This window comes from Lactobacillus sp. PSON, assembly GCF_052615405.1.
Window position 1 is genome coordinate 65571 of the sequence record NZ_JBQXFW010000001.1, and the last position, 21058, is coordinate 86628.

The 21058-nt window shown below is 31.1% G+C and carries 19 protein-coding genes; 1 reads left to right on the forward strand and 18 read right to left on the reverse strand.

Features of this window, described 5'->3' with window-relative positions; all coding sequences use genetic code 11:
* Position 1 precedes the first annotated feature (1 nt).
* Genes ACTHPI_RS00340 through ACTHPI_RS00410 form a run of 15 tightly spaced genes read right to left on the reverse strand, consistent with a single transcriptional unit; the run spans position 2 to position 14690 of the window.
* Complete coding sequence (locus ACTHPI_RS00340; protein ID WP_445352189.1) at positions 2–1249, reverse strand: nucleotide sugar dehydrogenase; 1248 nt, start codon at positions 1247–1249, stop codon at positions 2–4.
* A gap of 30 nt (positions 1250–1279) precedes the next feature.
* Positions 1280–2527, reverse strand: coding sequence for an O-antigen ligase family protein (locus tag ACTHPI_RS00345; protein ID WP_445352190.1), 1248 nt, complete (start codon positions 2525–2527; stop codon positions 1280–1282).
* A 1-nt stretch (position 2528) separates the two neighbouring features.
* Positions 2529–3413 (reverse strand): glycosyltransferase, encoded by an 885-nt coding sequence (locus ACTHPI_RS00350; RefSeq protein WP_445352191.1) that lies wholly within the window; start codon positions 3411–3413, stop codon positions 2529–2531.
* Positions 3414–3425: 12 nt separating this feature from the next.
* Positions 3426–4628 (reverse strand): glycosyltransferase family 4 protein, encoded by a 1203-nt coding sequence (locus ACTHPI_RS00355; RefSeq protein WP_445352192.1) that lies wholly within the window; start codon positions 4626–4628, stop codon positions 3426–3428.
* Between the two features lie 10 nt (positions 4629–4638).
* The gene (locus tag ACTHPI_RS00360; RefSeq protein WP_445352193.1) at positions 4639–5595 is read right to left on the reverse strand and encodes a glycosyltransferase family 2 protein; all 957 of its coding nucleotides are present in this window, start codon (positions 5593–5595) and stop codon (positions 4639–4641) included.
* Positions 5596–5600: 5 nt separating this feature from the next.
* Positions 5601–6665: a glycosyltransferase family 4 protein gene (locus ACTHPI_RS00365; RefSeq protein WP_445352194.1), complete on the reverse strand. Its 1065-nt coding sequence runs from the start codon at positions 6663–6665 to the stop codon at positions 5601–5603.
* A complete protein-coding gene (locus tag ACTHPI_RS00370) occupies positions 6665–7531 on the reverse strand; it encodes a glycosyltransferase family 2 protein (protein WP_445352195.1) in 867 nt (288 codons plus the stop codon). The genes ACTHPI_RS00365 and ACTHPI_RS00370 overlap by 1 nt, the downstream gene beginning before the upstream one ends.
* A 3-nt stretch (positions 7532–7534) precedes the next feature.
* Positions 7535–8692, reverse strand: a complete 1158-nt coding sequence (locus ACTHPI_RS00375; protein WP_445352196.1) for a glycosyltransferase family 4 protein — start codon at positions 8690–8692, stop codon at positions 7535–7537.
* A gap of 8 nt (positions 8693–8700) precedes the next feature.
* The gene (cps2T, locus tag ACTHPI_RS00380) at positions 8701–9867 is read right to left on the reverse strand and encodes a beta 1-4 rhamnosyltransferase Cps2T (protein WP_445352197.1); all 1167 of its coding nucleotides are present in this window, start codon (positions 9865–9867) and stop codon (positions 8701–8703) included.
* Entirely contained in the window at positions 9867–10520 is a 654-nt protein-coding gene (locus tag ACTHPI_RS00385; protein ID WP_445352198.1) for an acyltransferase, read from the reverse strand. Before ACTHPI_RS00385 ends, cps2T begins: the two co-directional genes overlap by 1 nt.
* An 8-nt stretch (positions 10521–10528) precedes the next feature.
* A complete protein-coding gene (locus ACTHPI_RS00390) occupies positions 10529–11176 on the reverse strand; it encodes a sugar transferase (protein WP_445352199.1) in 648 nt (215 codons plus the stop codon).
* Positions 11177–11211: 35 nt separating this feature from the next.
* Positions 11212–11982: a tyrosine-protein phosphatase gene (locus ACTHPI_RS00395; RefSeq protein ID WP_445352200.1), complete on the reverse strand. Its 771-nt coding sequence runs from the start codon at positions 11980–11982 to the stop codon at positions 11212–11214.
* A complete protein-coding gene (locus tag ACTHPI_RS00400) occupies positions 11982–12779 on the reverse strand; it encodes a CpsD/CapB family tyrosine-protein kinase (RefSeq protein ID WP_445352201.1) in 798 nt (265 codons plus the stop codon). Before ACTHPI_RS00400 ends, ACTHPI_RS00395 begins: the two co-directional genes overlap by 1 nt.
* A 14-nt stretch (positions 12780–12793) precedes the next feature.
* The gene (locus ACTHPI_RS00405) at positions 12794–13654 is read right to left on the reverse strand and encodes a YveK family protein (protein WP_445352202.1); all 861 of its coding nucleotides are present in this window, start codon (positions 13652–13654) and stop codon (positions 12794–12796) included.
* 4 nt (positions 13655–13658) lie between these two features.
* A complete protein-coding gene (locus tag ACTHPI_RS00410) occupies positions 13659–14690 on the reverse strand; it encodes an LCP family protein (protein ID WP_445352203.1) in 1032 nt (343 codons plus the stop codon).
* A gap of 401 nt (positions 14691–15091) precedes the next feature.
* Here ACTHPI_RS00410 and hflX point away from each other — a divergent pair, with 401 nt between their 5' ends.
* Complete coding sequence (gene hflX, locus ACTHPI_RS00415) at positions 15092–16357, forward strand: GTPase HflX (protein ID WP_445352204.1); 1266 nt, start codon at positions 15092–15094, stop codon at positions 16355–16357.
* Between the two features lie 46 nt (positions 16358–16403).
* Here hflX and ACTHPI_RS00420 read toward each other — a convergent pair whose 3' ends face one another.
* The 3 genes from ACTHPI_RS00420 to ACTHPI_RS00430 all read right to left on the reverse strand — a co-directional run bounded on the left by ACTHPI_RS00420 (position 16404) and on the right by ACTHPI_RS00430 (position 21016).
* Positions 16404–18356 carry a M13 family metallopeptidase gene (locus tag ACTHPI_RS00420; protein WP_445352205.1) on the reverse strand — a complete coding sequence of 651 codons (1953 nt, stop codon included), beginning with the start codon at positions 18354–18356 and terminating at the stop codon, positions 16404–16406.
* 61 nt (positions 18357–18417) lie between these two features.
* On the reverse strand, positions 18418–19635 hold the full coding sequence (locus ACTHPI_RS00425; RefSeq protein WP_445352206.1) for an MDR family MFS transporter: 1218 nt from the start codon (positions 19633–19635) through the stop codon (positions 18418–18420).
* Between the two features lie 94 nt (positions 19636–19729).
* On the reverse strand, positions 19730–21016 hold the full coding sequence (locus ACTHPI_RS00430; protein WP_445352207.1) for a PAS domain-containing protein: 1287 nt from the start codon (positions 21014–21016) through the stop codon (positions 19730–19732).
* Between the last annotated feature and the right edge of the window lie 42 nt (positions 21017–21058).

The following is a 21058-nucleotide window of genomic DNA, read 5'->3' on the forward strand; positions in this document are numbered from 1 at the left end:
TTTAATCTTTCCTAAAAATATCCCTAGTATAAACCTTACTCTTTACATCATCTAAAATTGGATCATATCTATTAGCAATAATTGCATCAGATTCTTTTTTAAACTTATCCAAATCATTTACAACTTCACTGCCAAAGAAAGTAGTTCCATCGTCAAGAGTTGGCTCATAAATAATAACTTTAGCACCTTTAGCCTTAACGCGTTTCATTACACCTTGAACAGAACTTTGACGGAAGTTATCACTATTAGACTTCATAGTTAAACGATATACACCAATAGTCACTTGTTTTTCCTTGGAAGCATCATATTGATTATTATCATCATAATCATAGTATCCAGATTTACGTAAAACTTGATCAGCAATGAAGTCTTTGCGAGTATCATTAGAATTAACGATAGCTTCAATTAAGTTTTCTGGTACATCTTGATAGTTAGCCAAAAGTTGCTTAGTATCCTTAGGAAGACAGTATCCACCGTAACCAAATGAAGGATTGTTATAATGTGTTCCGATACGAGGATCAAGACCAACACCATCAATTATTTCCTGGGTATTAAGACCTTTCATTTCTGCATAAGTATCAAGTTCATTAAAGTAACTTACACGAAGTGCCAAATAAGTATTAGCAAATAACTTAACTGCTTCAGCTTCAGTGAATCCCATAATTAACGTTGAAATATCTGTATCTTCTGCCCCTTCTTGAAGCAATGAAGCAAAAGTATGAGCTGCTTTCTTTAATTTTTCATTGTTTAAATCTGTTCCCACAACAATTCTTGATGGATGAAGATTATCATAAAGAGCATGACCTTCACGTAAAAATTCAGGACTAAAAATAATATTATTAGTATTAAATTTTTCTCTAACTGATTTAGTATATCCTACTGGAATTGTAGATTTTATAATCATAAGTGCATTAGGATTATTTTCAATGACTAACTTAATTACTGCTTCAACTGCAGAAGTATCAAAGAAATTCTTTTCACTATCATAATTAGTTGGTGTTGCAATGATTACAATATCTGCATCTTTATAAGCAGAAGCACCATCAGTAGTAGCTTTTAAATTTAAATCTTTATTAGCTAAAAAATCTTCAATTTCTTTATCAACGATTGGAGATTTATGATTATTAATTAACTTAACCTTTTCAGGTACAATATCTACTGCTGTAACTTCATTATGTTGTGACAATAAAGTTGCCAAACTTAAACCAACATATCCTGTTCCTGCTACTGCAATTTTATAAGCCATCATTAATAATTTTCTCCTTTAACTAATATCTAATTAACAATCTTTATTTAAAAAAGCTATAAAAATAAATAAAATATAATTTACATAGATTTGAATATAAAACTCAAAAAAATAGCCCATTATACAAAAAGTGATAATACTTAATGCCAACAATATATTTAAATTATTTTTCGAGTGCTTCAAATCAATTAGAACTTTATAAATAAAGAACAAAAATATAGCTATTCCTATTAATCCATAATTTAATATAAATGTTAAATACTGATTATCAACAGCATTAGTCCACCCATTTACTGTTGGATGTGCGGTTAACAAATATAATGCATATCCATTTCCACCACCAAATATTTTTAACCAATCATTATTTACATAATTAATTAAAGATAAATTGGCCATACGTGCTCCTGAAGCAATTTCAGGTGAATTTATTACTATACTTAGCCTTTGAGAAAATATATTATTTATATTATCAAATATATTTGGGGCAATAATAGCAATAATTCTATAACTTACTATGCAAAATAAAATGAGTAAAAAAATATAACCCCAAAATTTTAAATTTATTTTTTTTATCTTACCCATCTTTAATAAATATATTAATAGAATAACAACGTATGCTATCCATCCTGAACGTGATTGTGTGAGTATCAAACAAAATAACGCCAATATATACATCATAACATTTAACATTCTACTTTTATATGGAATCAATAAAAGCATCATTAAAAAAATATTCAGAAATAGTGCAAAATAAATAGGGTGTGAAAAAAATAACATTAACCTATATTGTGAAGTTCCAACAGTACCAAAAGATTGAAAAGTCTTTAATGCTGCCGAATCAGTAATAAAAGATCGATATAATTGAATTTTAGTTATATATTCAAAAATTGCAAGAATCACACATACAGCAAAAAAATTTTTTAATATAACTAAAAATAATCTTTTATCACAAAACTGTGAAAAATATAGTAATATGATATAGAATAGCAGGTTTAAAATAATTAAATTTATATTACTCTTAATATTATTCATTATTAAGGATGAAAATAAAGTTATTATAACAGTATATACTAAAAATAATCCCCATATTTTCTGAGTATTATTTATTTTTATATACATATACCCCATATTAAACATCCAACCTAATAATAAAAGAATCCCGAAAACAATAATATACGAGAACAAATCATTAGTTGTTATCCCAAAAAGCATAAGAATAAAACAGGCAATACTGAGTACTACAGTTAAAATATAGTTAATACTGTTTTTCTGAAAGTCCATGCTATCTCCCTTTTGTAGCATTAATTTTATCTTTTAGTTTCTTTTTTAAAATTACAAAATTAAATATACTTTTATTTAACATCAGTTCTAATTTATTTATATGCAAATAATTTTTCATATATATTAGCTTACTTTGATGTGTTATTTGATCTTGCTTTATTGAACTATTAAAACTTTTTTTAATTGACGTAGATCCCTCATGATCATAATAAACATTGTTCAAAAGAAAACTTGTATAGCCTTTAGATTTTAATTTATAACCTAAAACAGTTTCTTCACCAAAAAGAAACATTTCTTCGTCATATCCATCTACATCTAAAAACTTATATGGATCTAATAAAAACATAGCTCCGTGAACACATTCTACTTGTAAATCTGGTAATTCAAATAAGCTTGGATCGTAATAATACTTTTTTGCAGCATATTTCCATAATTTAGTTTCAATAAGTGTCCATTGCATTGCAGTAGGTATTTTCCATGCTGGTGTACGAATTGGAATACCATTAATTCTTTGAGTTCCCGCTACAATTGCTGCATTTTTCTTAACCATTTCATTTAATAGCTTTTGTACCATTTCATTGCTGAATGACACATCAGGATTTGCTAATAAGACATAATCAGCATTTAGTTTTTCATACGCATATTTAATTCCATAATTATTTCCATAGCCATAACCACCATTTTTTGCAGTTTTATTTACAACTATTTTATTATTATTATAATAGCGATTTAGTAATTTTGAGAAAGAATTATCTGGAGAATCATTGTCGACAATTAATATAGAGTTAAAAACAGGAAAATCTTTAATTTTATCTACTAATCTAAATACTGTTTCAGCATCATTATAGTTTAATATCTCACAGACAACATTTAGCTTATTTTTCATATAAATTTTTCCTTATTGGTTTATTGCATTATAAATTAAATCAAAGTACTCTAGAGCAGTATTAGGAAACTTATGAACTCGTTTAAATCCAGCCATTCCCATTTTGTACTGTAACTCAGGATTATTGATGAATTTTTCAATTTCTTTTTCTAAATCAAAAACGAAATTGTTCCCACGAGAAACAAAAAAAGCACATGAATTTGATAAAACACTAGGTAAAGCACCAGATCTAGCAGCTATTACAGGCAACTTCATTGCCATAGCCTCTAATGCTACAACACCAAATACTTCCTCCCATTGACTCGGAATAACAACTACATTAGATATTCCATAAATTTCATATAACTTCTTATTATCAACATATCCAGTAAAAATTAGTTGATTTTCCAATCCTTTCCCAATTTTTTGTAAATGTTGCATATATCGATCTTCTGAACTAGTTCCAAAGAAATTATTTCCTACAATAAGACATTTAATATTTTTTTGATGCTTAAAGGCTTGCATTGCAAGAATCAATTTATCAATACCCTTATCGCTACATATTCTGCCCACAAAGGTATAAACTGTATCTTTCTTTTCTATACCATACTTTCTTCGAATAGATTCTATTTTTTTTATATCTAATTGACGGAATTGTTCTAAAACTATTGCATTAGATATAACTTTTACTTTTTTGGCACCTAACTTTTCTAATTTATCTTTCAAAAAATTACTTACTACAAAAATACAATCAGCAGTATTAATTATATTTTTTGTTTTTTCTACAGTTTTTGCTGGATCACCGCAATCAATATTATTATGTAAATGAAAATAAATTTTTTCATGATTTAATTTTGGAAGTAAAAGATTATATATATCCATATTATTTTCAACTAAAACAGCATCATAATAATTTGTTTTAAAAGCTTTTACCATTGCATAATTAATGTAATTAAATGGTATTTTTAATTTTAATGCTATAGTTATTTTGGACTTAAGTCCAAAATAACTATGTTTAAAGAATTTATTTTCTTTATTAGGCTTAATCTTAATCAAATTAGTATACTTATACTGTATATTTTTAAAATTAGAATCACTAATAGTATATAAATCTATATCATATTTATGATTTGCTTCATTTCCATCGATTATATCTTCAATTAACTGCTCTACAGCTCCACCTTTTACAGCAGGAACAGGCTTAAATCCTGGCGTTAAAATTGCTAACTTCATCATAGTTTATCACCTAACCATGTAACTTAATAATAAATTGATATATTGGAAAAGCAATATTACAAATAACTACTTTTGTAGATAATTTTATTCCATCTCTTTTTAAAGATATTCGATAATCTTTTATTATATTTTTACATTCATTATATGTTAAGGAATTTGGAATTCTACACTTTTCTTCTGCTTTTATGTATTCAAATGCTAATATAGTTAATAATTTATTTTCAATTTCATAAGCTTTTAAATATTTATCCTTTAAAAATGCTACGAGTTCTTTCTGAAACTCTACTCTGTTCTTCAACATTCTAAGTCCTTTAATAGTATTCATTTGATGAATAATACTATTATTATGTTGCCGATAAAAGTAAATTTTTAAAGGCAAAATTCCAATTTTATTAGCTACATTTATTAACTTATATGTTGTAGCTATGTCTTCATAAACTTTTCCATCCGGAAATGTAATATTTTTAAATAATTCTTTTTTAAAAATTTTATTCCAAAGGAAATTTCCAAATGAAATACTGCCTAATTTTTCAAAACACTTTTCCTTTGAAATTGGCTCAAGTTGTAAAATTTTATTATTATATTTTGGATTTCTTTTTTTAGTAAAGCTTTCATATCCAAAAATGATTAAATCATATTCTCCTTGATTAATAATATTATTTAAAATATTAACGTAATTAGATGAAACTATGTCATCACTATCTATCCATGCTATCCAGTTGCCCTTAGCTGCCTTCAAGCCAGTATTTCTTGCTGCAGCTACTCCCATATTTTTTTGATGTATAACTTTTATATTATTAGACTTTCTTTGAAGATTATCACAAATTTCTGAAGTTTTATCAGTAGAACCATCATCTACAATAATTATTTCCATATTTTTAGTTTGTGAAACCATAATAGAATCAATACATTCTTTAATATACTTTTCCCTGTTATATACAGGAATAATAATTGATATATCTTTCATAATACTTACTTATCTTTTAAAATTATTTCTTTAAATTTAACATATGCTTCATCCCACGAAAATTTCTGAGCAGTCTTTACTCCTGCGCTTGCAAGTTTTATTCGTAATTCCTTATTATTCATAACCATCTCAAGGTTACTTTTTAAACTTCTATATTCATTTACCGGAGACAATAAACTGTTTACATTATTAATAGCATAATCTCTTACTCCTAAGTAATTTGTAGAAACTAAAGTTGCACCACAAGCCATGGCTTCTAATCCTGTTAATCCAAAACCTTCTTTTATTGTTCCACATACAAAAATACCAATAGAATTATATATTTCAATAGTTTTATTTTGAGAAGCATTTTTATAATATGTTATCCAGTTTGGTAAATTTTTAGGCTTTTTTCTAGTTCCAAACATTAATATTTTCAATAAAGGATATTTTTGTTTTAACTCTTTTAGTATGGCTAAAGTTTGATCACTCCCTTTATAAGGAGCTGCATGATATAACATTCCAATAATATAAGAATTTCTTTTTTCAATTGCATTTTTTGGAAAATAGCTTTTAATATCTATAGGATTTCTTATATACATAGTTTTGTTTTTACTATTTGCAGTAACAAAATCTTTTAACCACTTGGAAATCGTAATATTCGTAAATCCCGTATTATAAGTTTTAATAAGAAATTCCCGACTTACATTCCAATCTTCTAAATCTTGAATTAAATAAAATTTCTTGGCATTTGGAAATAACTCTTTAGTAGGCACGACCGTTTCAACCGAACTTGCAACAGCAATATCTGTAGTATCATTTTTAAAATAATTGTATCCATTCTTTATAGAAATCTTTTTTATATTTTTGTTTAGTTTTATCCAATGTGGACCATTTTTAGTACTATATTTTAACCACAGCCATTTCCAACTGTACTTAGGAAACCTTTTAGGATTTTCTATATATACTATATTAACATTATATCCATCTTTAGCTAACTTATTAGCATATTTAAATACTATTTTATAACCACCTATTGGTCGACGTGAATATCCTGGTAAGATAAAATATATATTTTTTTTAAGCATCATTATAGGTACTTTCTTACTAAATTATAATCTATAACATAATATGCAATATCTAAATTAGAAATATATAGTTTAAGCTTACTTTTATTTTCTAATTGATATTTTCTAATCATTGAAATTCTCTTTTTAAATATATTTATTAAATTTTCTGAATCCTGAGTATTAATACACTTATTAAAGACTTCTAAAGCTTCTTCAGTTGAATTCCACATACCAGAAATATTATTTGAAGTATTTTCTCCAGTATTAGTATGTATATACAAGTACTCATTTATAATATTTATCCGAGCTGATTTAGCTAGCATAAGTACCCACAATAACCAATCATCTGATCCATTTATTTTCAATATATTATTTATCCATTCATTTGGAATAGATGCTTTCTTAATTAAAGCCATTCCTGGAGATAGAATTAAATTGCCAATATAGAAATAATACTTAATATTATTTAGAGCTTTCATTTGATAATTAGTGGTAAATATTTTCTTTTTTACTCTACTTTTATTTTCAATATATCCATTAGTTACACTAATATCTGCATTTTTAATATTAGCTAATTGTAACTGTAAGAATTTACTATCAATATAATCATCCTGATCTAAAAACAAAATATATTTTCCATTAGATTTTTTAAGCCCATTAACTCTAGCTTTATGAATTCCTTCATTTTTAGAATTAACAATTACTTTTATAAATAAATTTTTAACTTTAGTTATAATTTTAGGAATTAATTCTTCAGGATAATCATTTACTAATATCCACTCTACCTGCTTATTTGGCACATTTAAACAAGCATTTTCAATAATCCTTATAAGCTTAGAAATATATTTTTTTCCTTTATAGATAGGTGTTATTATTGTAATATCCATTTATTAAACCTCATATAGCTGATATAGATTAATAAATTCATTAATAAATTTATTAAACGAAAACATAGTAACTAATCTTTCTCTAGATGCTTTTCCATATTCTAAATACTTCTTATTGATAATAATATTAGATACTACTTTTTCTAATTCTGAAATATTGTTTGGAGAGACAAGTTCGCCATTGTATCCCTCTTTAACCATTTCAGTTACACCACCATGAGCATAACCAATCACAGCTCGACCACACCCCATTGCTTCAAGCACAACAGTTGGTAAAGGATCAGGAGAAGTACTAGGTAAAACTAAAATATCAAAAAAATGCTCAACTGCATAATTATCTTTTCTAAACTCTGAAAAAATAATTCGATCATTATGTGGTAATTTGGCAATTTTTTCTTTAAGTTTAGCAATTCTCCATTCTTGTCCTTCAAATGCACTTCCAACTAGAAACAAATATAAATTATCTATTTTTTCTAATAAAGGCGCTAAAGCGTCTAAAAAGTCACCTTGCCCTTTCCAATTATTAACTCTTCCAATCATTCCCACTTTAATTGCATTTTTAGGAATATGCCATTCTTTATATAAATAGTCAGAGTTAACATTAGGAGAAAACTTATGGGAATCTATACCATTATAGATAACTTTTATTTTACTTGATTTTACACCACTATTTACTAAATGTTTTTTAACAGCATTCGATACTACAACTACTGTATTAGCATATCTATTAACACATTTACACAAAAATTTATTAACTAATTGCGGATGAGTAATAATTTCATGAATATGCCAAATTAGTGGTATCTTTAATTTCTTTTTTAGTTGAATTCCCTCAAGAACAGCTAAAGTATTAGCATGAATAATATCTATGTCAATATTATTAGCAGCTAAATACTTTAGAATATTATTACAGGATTTTTTATAACTTAACCCATATTCTATAATACCTTTAGGATTAAAATATTTTCTTCGCAAAATTGGATATGGAATGACATGAACCTGAATTTTATTTTTTTCTAATTCACTGCGCAATATCCCATCACTAGGTAAAATAACTATAGGATTGAACTTCTTCTTATCTAATCCTCTCGTTAATTCTAGCAGAATTTTATCTGCTCCATACATCTCTGCTCCAGCATGCAAATACAGTATATTTTTCATATAACCTCTTAGTTAATCTTTAAAAACTGTCCTTCATAATCATTAACAATTTTATTCCAAGAATATTCATCTTTCACTCTTTGAGTTGATTTTTTATCCAGATTATTAACTTGATCTAACGTTAATTTATCTGCTTTTTCAAGAAGAACCTTTAAAAATTCTGGTGTCTTACTCCAATATAAGGCAGAATCCTCTCCAACTTCTTTATTAAATCCAACATTATAAAGTAAGTTAAGCTTAGTATCCGCCAATGCTTCAAGAAGTGACGGATTAGTTCCACCAACTGAATGTCCGTGAAGATAGCCATATGCATTTTCACGAATATATTTAAGAAGATCTTTATCATAGACAGTACCAACAAACTTGATTCGTGGATCGGTATCAAAATGAGTTTTCTCTTTCAATTGTTCATAGAATTTATTCTTCTCAACATTAGTAATAATTACTAAGTCTTTATCGACATTACTTGCCATAAATTCTCGAATCATGGTTTCATAATTATTTTCTGGTACAAACCTACCAACAATTAAGAAATATTCATTTTGCTTAACTTCATGTTTACTATACCAATCTTTAACTTTAGCATTGTCGGCATTTAATGTTGAACGCACAATATCAGCACCATAAGCAATAAATGTAGTGTTAGGATTATATTTGGAATAAGTATCTTGAATATACTTTTCAATATTCTTACTGTCACAAATTAGTAAATCAGCATTTTTAACCATGCCTCCTTCACTCACCTTCCAATACTTTCTAACGGGTGCTGACCATTTAGCCCTCAACCATTCATGACCATCGGGATTTACCCAAACTTGAAAGCCATATTTATGAAATTTAGGAATGTAGCTATGAATAAATGGACCTATTCTACAAGCAAGAATATAAATAATACCATCATGTAAATTATTTTTTTTGATTTCTGATAAAGCCCAATTAAGTGCTTTAAGATCATAAATAATTGCTTTAGCTCCACCTACATTAGGAACAGTAATTTCTTGACAATCTGCTCCATTATAATCATAGTGCTTAGGACTTTTATCAAAAGTCATACAAGCCACATGATATTTAATATTTTTTGATTGTTGTTTAGTTACGAGATTATCAACAAAAGTTTCATAACCCCCATATTGAGCTGGAATTCCTTTTGAGCCAACAATAAATATATTCTTCATTACTTGCCCCTATCTCTTCTGATCCGAGTACGTTTATCATAAATAATACTATTTTTAGGTACATCTTTAGTAACTAGAGTTCCCGCGCCAATTACTGATCCACTTCCAATAGTAACTCCATCTAAAATAATTACTCCACTACCAATCCAGCAATTATCTTCAATAGTTATTCCTTTATTATTTACACCCTGATCTTTAATATCTACTTTTTTATCACGAAAGTTATGATTTTCTGCAAATAAAGATACTCTTGGTCCAATCATAACATCTTTTCCTATTTTTATTGGTCCAGAACATCCTATAAAGCCAAATGGACCAATAGAAGATCTTTCTCCCATTACAAGCCCATAACCAATCTGTCCTACTCCATAATAACTGGAAGGTCTTATTTCAGTATAACGACCGATCGTCACATTGTCCTTGAAATGTAAACCGTGAGTTGATAAGCCATGAATTTCACTATAAGCTTCAAACTTAACATTTTTTCCGCAATAAATAGAATGCTTATGAGTAATATTTACATGTTTTCCTATAAAAATTGGAAATTTATGGTGTATTCCAATTTTTAATATTCCTCGAAATATACGTTTACTAGCTTCTCTATAAATTATTAATTTATCTTTTACAGAAATTTTAGAATTAATTTGAACCATACAATTTCCTAATACGCACTATTTGGATTAACAACAACCCCAATGGTCTTCACAAGAATCTTAAAATCTTCCCAAAGACCACTATGGTTAATGTAAATAATATCCAACCAAACCATTTCATCAAAATCAGCGTCGTTACGCTTAGTTACTTGCCATAACCCTGTGCAGCCTGGTGTTACAAGCAAACGTTGTTTATCATAGTCGGTATATTCTTCCACTTCAATTGGTAGAGGCGGACGAGGACCAACAAGTGACATATCGCCGATTAAGACATTCCATAACTGTGGCAACTCATCAAGACTATACTTTCTAATCCATTTACCAACTTTGGTAATTCTTGGATCATCTTTAATCTTGAACATTGCCCCATTCACTTCATTTTGTTCTTCAAGCTGCTCCACTAATTGATCTGCATTAACAATCATTGAACGAAATTTGTACATTTTGAATGGCTTACCATTTTTTCCAATTCGTTCTTGTGAATAAAAAGCTGGGCCATGATCCTCATGCTTAATTTTTATTGCTAAGAACAAAAATAGCGGCGATAGAACTATCAATGCAACTGCACTTGCTAAAATATCAAAAGTACGTTTAACAAAACGATAAAAATATCTTCCTTGTACTTTTGATTTATCTAGTTGAATTCGATTATTCATACTCAACATTTCTTTTATTCACTCTTTCTCTCAGCCTAAAACAGCCAAAACTTCTTTTTCTTCTTTAATGGTCTCCAATCCATTTGTACATTTTCACCGTTGATGATTTTACGGGAATTTTCCTTCCAAGACTCTGCTAATTCTGGACTAAATTCTTTAGCCATTTTTTTATAAGCTTCACTTAATTGGTATTGCCTGCGAGGAAGATCGTGAGCATCACTTGCAAAAGTACAGCCTTGTCCAGCTTCAATTAACTTTCTAGACAAATCCTCTACCTTACTCCCAAATAAGCCAGTGTAAGAACTTGCTGTAATTTGAACAAGACACCCTTGCTCAATTAAAGTTTGAAGAACTTCTGGTTCTTTTAAAATGCGATTATTACGCTCTGGGTGCACAATTACCGGTGTGATACCATAACCCTGCAACTTAAAGATAGTATCTTTAGCATAAGTAGGCACATCTTCACTTGGAAATTCCAACAACATATAAGTACCTTCCTCATCGCAAAAAAGAATATCATCCTTTTCTATTGCATCAATTAAGTCACCGGATAAGCGTACCTCTTGCCCTGCAAAAACAGTCAAAGGGATATTTGCTTCATCTAGCATTTCTTGATATTGCCTAGTTAAACTAATGATATCCTTTTTATGATTGAGATATTTACCATTTAATGTATGCGGAGTAACTACTGCGTGTGTCACACCATCAGCGACAGCTTCCTTAGCTAATTTAATAGAAGTAGGCCAATCTTTAGAGCCATCGTCAATGCCAGGCAACATATGACAGTGAATATCTACTAATGTCATTATTTTGCCTCTTCCTGAGCATTGTCGCTAATTCGATTAAAGAAACTTCGCTTCTTAGGTTGACCATACCCATATCCATAGCCGTAACCGTAGCCATAGCCGTAACCACTATTTTCAGAAGTAATATCATTCATTACATAACCCAAAATGCGCACCTTAGCAAATTCAAGCATTTCAACAGCACGACGAATAGCAACTTTTTGAGTTTTACCTTGACGTACTACTAAAATTATACCATCAAGATGGCTTGCCAATTCTTGTGTATCAGAAACTTCCAACACTGGTGCTAAGTCAATAATTACTAAATCGTAGTGAGCTTTAACCAAATCGATGAAAGTTTGCATACGGTGTGAACCAATAAGCTCAGCCGGATTTGGTGGAATTGGACCGGAAGTCAAGATTGATAAGTTGTTAACACCACTTGGCTTAACAACATCATCAAGATCAATTTCATCTGCATCTGATGTAAGCACAGTCGTCAAGCCTTTGTTATTCTTCACATTAAAAGTTGAGTGAAGGGTTGGACGACGAAGGTCTCCATCAATTAAAAGAGTCTTGCGACCAGCTTGAGCATAAGTGATTGCTACATTAGCAGTGACAGTTGACTTACCTTCACTGATGTTAGCTGAAGTAAATGCTAAAGTATTGATTTCTTTATCAACACTCATGAAGTTGATATTAGTACGAACAGTACGGAACTGTTCTGAAACAGGGCTTTGCGGATTAGCTGCAGTAATCAACTTTGCACCCTTTTTCATGGTTTCGTTAGTACCACGTTTTTTCTTAAATAATGCCATTCTGCTCGTCCCTCCTATACTCTACGTCTCTTCTTAGTAGTATTATTGTTATTCAAACTGAATGATGAAGATACATTGAAGTGAGCAATTTGACCTAAGTTAGTTAAGCCTAATTCCTTAGTTAAGTAATCATCATCACGAACAGCAGTATCTGACATTTCACGAATCATTACAACTGCAAATGAAAGGATAAGTCCAACTACAAATCCAGCCAAAGTGAAGAGTTTAACGTTAGGTGAAGTTTGTGTTCCTTTAGTTGCAGGTGCAACAATAGTAACGTTGTTAACATTCATGATTGACTTAATGCGGTCTTTGAATACTTCAGCTACTGCATTAGCTTCTGCTTTTGACTTATCAGGATTATCTGACTTAGCACTAATTGAGAAGACTTGAGATTGTTGTTGAGTAGATACAGAAATTGCCTTTTGAAGTTGAATAGCACTTACTGAATAAGCTTTACCTGAGCGATCAATTACAGCAGGCTTGGCTTTACGTACAAGTCTTCTTTGACCATTTTCATCAGTAGTGTACTTAGCAGGTTGTGCTTTTCTAACTACTTTTACTGGGTTTTCTAAGCGATTAGAAGCTTCACTCAAGATAACATGACTAGTTACGATGTCTTTATAAGTAGTAACAAGTTGCATGTTAGCTTGTTGAGTATTATAAGCTGCATTAGGGTCATTCTTGTTAGCCTTTTGGTTAACTAAGATTTGTGCGCTTGAAGTGTACTTTGGTGTAATTGCAAAACTAGCAATTCCCCAACCTACAAGTGCAAGTCCTACACTCCAGAGAATGAGTGCCCAGATGTGTTTTCTACAGATGCGAATTAACTGAGTTAAATCAATTGTATTTGTTGAATCTTGTTTTTGTTCCATTCACTTATTCCTTATTAGTTACAGTGGTTGTTGGAAGGTCAAGTGCTTTTCTAAGTTTATCAGATACACGTTGACGTTCCTGCTTACTTATGACTTCAATTTCCATAACGCCAAACTTAACGTTATTGGTTTCCTTACTTACACCTTGAGCGTGGTCTGGAGTAACGTTTTCAGTAGCTTTACGGTAATCCATACCAATCTTGTACATTTGGTTCATAGTAAGGTCGGTTTGCATTTCATCTGCAATTGAATTGAGAAACTTAGTATTAAGAAGAGTAGTTGGTGAAACTGACTTCTTAAGAAGTCCCATAACAATTCGACGATCACGGTCTTGTCTACCATAATCTTGACGAGGGTCACCATGGCGAAGTTGAGCAAATGCTAGAGCCTTCTTACCATTCAAATGGTAAGTTTTACCTTTTTCAAAGTGATAGCCCATATTATCGAAAGTCAATGGTGAAACAACATCCACACCACCAACTTGGTCAATTGTTTTTGGAAGTGCACCCATATTAATCAAAACATACCCATCAATTGGTACACTGTAGTATTTATCAAGAGTTTTGATTGTTTCAGATACACCACCTAAAGTGTATGCTGAGTTAATCTTTGTAACGCCATAACTCTTAAAGTCTGGGAAAATTGCAGCTGAATCACGTGGAATTGATACAATATCAGTTGTACCTTTCTTAGGATTGATTGACATCATCATCATGGTGTCAGTGCGGCCTTTCCAGTGGCGGTCCATTGCTCCAGTATCAATACCTAAAAGTAAGATATTGATTGGCTTTTTTTCTTTTAATAATTCATCGAGATTACGTCCTTTGTTACTCGTTGTCGACTTAGCAACAGGAGTATACATGCTGTTAGTAGTGTCGCGAAGATTCTTGTACATCATACCAGCAACAAAAATACCAGCAACTACCACAACGCCAATCACAATCCAGAAGACACGCCAAAACTTGCGACGTCTTCTATGATGTCTATGGTGGTGATGATGGTGCTGGACATTTTTTTGTTTATTATCTTCTGCCATGCTCTATCCCCTTAGTTTCAAAGTTTAATAGTTTTTCAGAATCTTTACTATTATATATCGGTTTGGATAATTATGCCACCCTTTTCGGATGTTATGAAGTGACAAGCCTACTAATTTGTGATATGATACACCACTTTTCTTCTATATATGTAAAGGTTAGCGAAAGGATTAAAAAGAAATATTAAAATTTTTTGTTTGTGAAAGTTTTTATGTATAAATGACACACTTTTACACATTTATCCGGCTTCACTTTCTTTTCATACTAAAATCAAAGTAAAGAAAAAAGAACATTTTCTACTTGAATTTATTACATAAAATTTCACCAATCCTCCAAAATTGCCATCCCTCACCCATTAATTTATAATAAGCACGTACAAAAATCAGAAATATGAGGTGAAAATATGATAGATAATCAACCTAATAAAACTAAAGCTTATATTGCCGGAGTTAATTTAAAAGACCCCAATTTTGACTATTACATGGGTGAACTTGCCAACTTAGTTGAAGCTAATAACATGGAAGTAGTTGGACGCAGTCAGCAAAACGCCGAAAATGTTGTAGCTGGGACTTATTTTGGTGTTGGAAAAATCAACGAAATTCGCACAATGGCTCAAGGCTTGAAAGCCAAAGTCCTAGTTTTAAATGATGAACTCACACCTGTACAAATTCGCAACTTAGAAAAAATGACCAAACTTCGAGTAATCGACCGTACCGAGTTGATTTTAGAAATTTTCTCAAGTCGGGCTCGCACCAAGCAAGCCAAACTTCAAGTAGAACTTGCACGCCTGCAATATGAATTGCCACGCCTGCACCCTTCAGAAAACAACCTAGACCAGCAACGCGGAGGAGGCTTTGCAAACCGTGGTAGTGGTGAATCAAAACTAGAATTAAACCGCAGAACAATCGGTAAGCAGATTTCTGCAATTAAAAAAGAACTAAAAGCTGTTGAAAGCCAAGAAGAAATTAAAGCGAGCCGCCGTAATCAAAGCCGCCTGCCAAAAGTTGCTCTTGTTGGCTATACCAATGCTGGAAAATCTACCACAATGAATGGATTGCTCAAGGCTTTTTCTAATAATGAAGAAGGCAAGGAAGTTTTCGTTAAAAATATGCTCTTCGCTACTCTTGACACTAGTGTACGACGAATTGACCTGGGAAATAATTTCAATTTTATCCTTTCTGATACTGTTGGCTTCATTTCAAAACTGCCTCATAACTTAGTTGAATCCTTTAAGGCAACTTTGCAAGAAGCACGCGATGCTGACTTAATTGTCAATGTAGTTGATTCCAGCGACCCTAACATGATTCAGATGATTCGCACTACACAAAATGTTTTAGATGAAGTTGGCGTTAAAGGCATCCCAATGATTACAGCCTACAACAAAGCTGATAAGACCGACCGAACTTATCCACAGATTGAAGGCAGCGATATTCTTTATTCAGCAACCGATGAAAAATCTATCAAGATGCTGGCAGATTTCATTGTAAAGCGAATTTTTGCAAATTATGAAGAGTTTCACTTAGTTCTGCCGATTGAAGATGGTAAGTCACTAGCATATTTACATGAACATGCCCAAGTAACTAGCGAAGAGTTTAAAGATGCTGGTGTATATGTCACAGCTAATATTGCACCTGAAGATCAAGCAAAATTTAAAAAATTCATTGTATAAGAAAAACGCCCACGTTGTGAAAACGTGAGCGTTTCTTCATTATTAATTACCAAATATGAACTCGTTTTTCAGGATCAAGCCACATTCCGTCGCCTTCCTTAACATTAAAGACTTCATAAAAGTCATCTTGGCATTGCGATTGAACATTGGCACGTTCAGGACCTGGAGCATGAACATCAGTTGCAACTTGCGTCTTGATTGATTCCGTACGTTGCTTAGTTGCCCATACACGAGCAAAGTTTTCAAAGAGCTTCTTAAGATCATCACCTTCGCCTTTAGCAGCTTCAACTGCAGCAGTTAAACCACCTTGATCAGCAATATTTTCACTAACGATTTGCTTACCATTAAGAACTACTGGACCATATTCAATACCATCAAACAATTCAATTTCTGCTTGAGTACGCTTTTCAAACTCCTTAAAGTCTTCTTCAGTCCACCAATTCTTCATATTACCAAGCTCGTCAAACTTAGCACCATTATTATCAAAGGCATGACTAATTTCATGAGCAATAACAGTACCAATTCCACCAAAGTTCTCTGCACGGTCTTGCTTAATATCATAAAATGGTGCTTGCAAAATTGCTGCAGGGAAAGTTAAATCATTTCTTTGAGGATCGTAACATGCGTTCACAAGATTACCTGGCATCATCCATACTTCACGATCAACTGGTTTATGCAATTTTTCTATGTTATATTTAACAGCTTCAATTTCGGCGCTGCGAACATTTGAATAAAGACTGCCGCCATCGCTTTCTGGAGTAACCTTAAAACGATTATAAATTTTTTCAATCTTATCTGGATAACCAATCTTCAAGATAAGAGCACGAAGTTTAGTGATAGCTTTTTCTTTAGTTGCTTCTGATAGCCAAGTATTTTCTTTGATACGCTTTTCATAAACTTCAAGCATCTTATGAATCATGTCTAAGACATCTTTTTTGGCATCTTTACCAAAATAAGTTTGACCATAGTAAACACCAACTACTTCACTAAAAACTGAATTAGTTAAGCGGTATGCTTGCTTTTCACCGCTAGATAATTCTGGTTGACCAGATAATGCTTGACTAAAGGCAAAACCAGCTTCACGAAATTCTTGTGACAAATAAGAATCTACTCCATTGATGAATTTTATCATCATCCAGCCCTTAATTTCATCAAAGGTATCTTCATTAATAACTTCATCAAAATGATCTAAAAATCTTGGTTCATTAACAATTACTCTCTCAGGTAATTCACCAAATACTCCTTGTAAGAAATTCTTCATATCAAAATTCTTAATTTTAGCAAGGAATTCATCAATAGACATCGGATTGTAAGTAGCTGGATAATCTGCCCATTCTTCTGCAGACTTAACAACTTTAGATATACGTTTATCAAATTTCAAAGCATCTTCTGCATATTCAATAGCTTGTTCTTCAGAAATACCAGCCATAGTTAAAAGCTTAATTGATTGCTTCTTTAATATATCAAGAAGTTGTTCAGCATCAGGCACTTCATAAGTAGTAGTATCTGGTAAAAATGTACTTGGACCACTAAAGTTTAAAACATTTACCTTAGTGTTTTTCATATCTGCATCAATTGAAAAACTAAATGGCAAACTAAAAGCAGCCTTATAAAGATCTGCAGCCTTTAAATTAAAATCAGCAAAATTTTGAATCATTTCAAGTAAAGTAAGATCTGCTTTAATTGGAGTAGCGCCATCACTATTACGCTTATCAAAATTACGAGCAAGCTTATAAAATTCAACTGCTTTATCTAAATTTGGAACATTAGGAATTGCCTTTTTACCATCTGCCCATTCAGCAAAATCCTTCATCAAACTTTTTTCTACATTTAAATTAATTCCATCAAAAGAACTAGTTCTTGATCTATCTGATGGAATTTCTGCATTTTTAAGCCACTCAGAATTTACTGCTAAATAAAGATTATCTTGTGGACGGGTATTTACATTAGCTTCAATAATATCACCACTGCCGCCACGAACTGAGAATTGTTTGTTCAAGAGAGAATCCTCCTTTTAATCCGATTAAAATATTATTAACCATATTTTAATTCAAAGAAAATCATTTGTAAATCTTCAAACCTTTACGCACCTTAAGATAGGTAGGAATCATAATTACAATCATTAAAAAGATTAAAATAGCTGCTACCCAAAAGAATGAAATATATCCTGCCTGATCAATTACCATTCCACCAAACAAAGGTCCAAAGGCTCGTCCAACTCCAGAAGCTACCATATTATATCCTTGATATTTTCCTTTGCTAGTTATTGGAGACATATCATTAATATAGGCAGGAATTGCTGGAAAGGCAGTAGATTCACCCAAGGTTAAAATTATCATTGAAAGTGCAAAATGAGCAAAGTCTTTGGCAAAAACCAATGTAATAAATGATAAAGAGAACATCACGATTCCAAAGATAATTTGATGGAAAAGATTTTTAAATATATTAGGAAATCGTGCCAAAATTCCTTGCATCACTACAATAATTCCCGCATTAAGAGTCCAAAGAAGACTGTACATGTGGAATGGAATTCCCAGTGAAACCATATAAACAGAAAGATTGGATTCCCAGTTCATATACATCAACCAAGTCATAGCAAGCGTTGCAAAGAAAACCATGGTTAAAATAAAATTGCGTTTTGGCATTGGTTCTGCCTTGTGTTTTTCTCCGTTTTGCTTTTGTGCTAAACGTTCCTTATGAAAAGTAATAATCGGTTTGTAATTTAATAAAGCGTTGATTAAAGCAACTACAAATAAAAGTGCCGCAATTACAAACAATAATGTTACAGAATAATCATAAAGATATCCTACAATTAAAGTTCCTGTAACTACTCCTAAATTTTGTGAAAAGTATAAAACATTAAAAACATATCTACCCGGATGACTCTTTAAACTAGTAGCAATTGAATTAATCAAAGTTCCGTTCCAACCACCTAAAAATCCAGTAATTGTGAGCCACACCCAATATTCAGGCCAGCCATGAAAAGCAGCCATCAAAAACAAAACCCCTGCATCCAGTCCAAGTCCCCATAAAACCAATGGATATGGATTATATTTATCATAAAGTCGACCTGCTAAAATTGACCCTAAGATATTGGCAGCACAATTAAAGAACAGAACAACCCCAATCATTGACAAACTAATATGCAATTGCTTGTTTAAATAAACTGAAGTTAATGGCCAAATAAAACTAGCACCAATCCAAGTAGCAAGTTCACCAACTATCAACCAACGTAATTTTATCTCATCATTTTTAGTTAGTCCGTGTGTTTTTTTCATAACTATCTCCCTTCTATAATTCTATTTAGATATTACTATACCAATTTTAAGCAAAAAAAGACAACGCACAGTTTTGCGTTGCCTCCTCAATCTTCTATTTTTTAAACTGATCTTGATTTTCCAGTGTTTTTTCACCCATAATTTTTTTAAATTTAGTAATATCTTGAACTGTTTCAAGACAACCTAAATAATTATCTTCATTATCACGTACCGCATAAAAGCACATATAAATCATACGCCCATGTACGTTTACCCAAAAATCACTACTATCAGCGTATCCATTATGAAAATCATCTAGAATTTTCAAAACTTTATCAATACTCTTTGGTGGATGACATCTAATAACAGGGCGACCAATTACGCTACGAGTCCTTGGAAATATACGATCGGTATTAGAAAACCATTTTACACGATCATATTTATCTACAAAAGTTAAATCAATTTGCAAAACATTAAAAATAGCCGGAATTTCTTTAAGACTAAGAGATCCGATTTCCATTTTAATAGCTGTATCTTCTACATCTTTAAAAATTAAATCAGGGCTATTTTCTGATTCGCCTACTGGATAATCCTCTGCTCCATTTAAAACTTGAATTTCATCAGCTTTACCATTAATTTCATCATCAATAGATAAGTAACATTTCAAAAACTTTCCATAAGCTTTTTTAAATTCATCTGTAAGCTCTATTTGATCATGTTGCCAATTAGAAGCATCAATGTCATCTTTAGTTGGCATCCAACTAGTTGGATTATCAATTAAAGTATAACCAATCTCAAGCTCATCTTGCTTAATGGTATACCAATCTTCTGGAGTTAAAAGCATCCCCAAAATTGGCAAAAATATGGTATTTTCCACAAAAATCATCTGCAAAACTTCATGAGCTGCTTTTTCAATTTTTGCTTCAATTACATATATATCAGGAAGCGGATCAGAATTTACTGCTTCATCAGCTGCTTTTATAGTTTCACGGATTTTATCATCTAGTTCCCAAAGAGAAGATGTAGTTCGTTCTGTAATTAAATTATATTTTATTAAAAATGAAAATAAGGAATTTTCTTTTCGTTTATAATGTCTATTTACTTTATGAAGCTTTAACAGTTCATCCCTAATCCTATTAAGAAGAATTTCATTCTTCCCACTTTGTTGCCACTTCTTGAGATCAGGTAGCAACTGGTCGTTAATTAGATTTTTAATAGCATCATTTTCTGCATATAAAGTATTCAGAGGGTGTCCTTTAACTGAGGCAATTTTCATTCGCATATCTTTTGATTTATTAGCTAAAATACTTGCTTTGGTGAAATCACCACCCTCTTGTAAAAATTTGAGGACCTTTAATATATGCTCTTGTCGTTTTAAATCTAAATTCTTTTCATCTGTCATTATTCTGCCACCTTTTTAGAAGAAAAAAATATTAAACACAAA